1 protein-coding gene is annotated in these 542 nt (G+C 52.0%); it reads left to right on the forward strand.

Going from position 1 to position 542, the window contains the following annotated elements; all coding sequences use genetic code 11:
- Positions 1-154: 154 nt before the first annotated feature.
- The gene (locus AC1RPR_RS08135; RefSeq protein WP_429609022.1) at positions 155-517 is read left to right on the forward strand and encodes a phage holin family protein; all 363 of its coding nucleotides are present in this window, start codon (positions 155-157) and stop codon (positions 515-517) included.
- Positions 518-542: the final 25 nt, after the last annotated feature.

The raw sequence follows: 542 nt of genomic DNA on the forward strand, positions 1-542 counted from the left end.
TCGATGTGGTGCAGCACACTTTGGTGGGACAAAACTCTTGCGCCTTCTATCATAAATCCTCCGCTGGTCATCCTATTTACTAGACCCAAATTTCATGAGTCGCCCCAATTTTATCATAGGTTTACTAGGAGTGCCAGACTACGGAGAGCCAATTATGTTTCAAGGCGACAAAGACCCTTTCGGGTACAGCATCAGCACCTATGCGTGGGTTTTCGGACTCGCGCTGTTCGGAGGTGCCGTTAAGTATCTCAACAACTCGCAGCAGTTCCGAGTCGCGACACTCGCACGTGATCTGATCACCGCAGGCTTCGCAGGACTCATGACTTTCTGGGCGTGTGAGTGGCTTAACATCGACGGGCCGGTTGCCGCGATCTTGATTGCGACGGCTGGTCTCATGGGGACACGAGCAATTGCCGTGTTCGAAAGTTTCTACACAAAACAGGCCGAGCGTATGGGAATACATATTGACGACACCACAACCGAATCGAACAACCCGACACCGGGCGGTCAAGGATAAACGGTAGGAGGCACACGTGAATACG

This window comes from Dellaglioa sp. CoH-57-MRSF-22 (genome assembly GCF_056781895.1).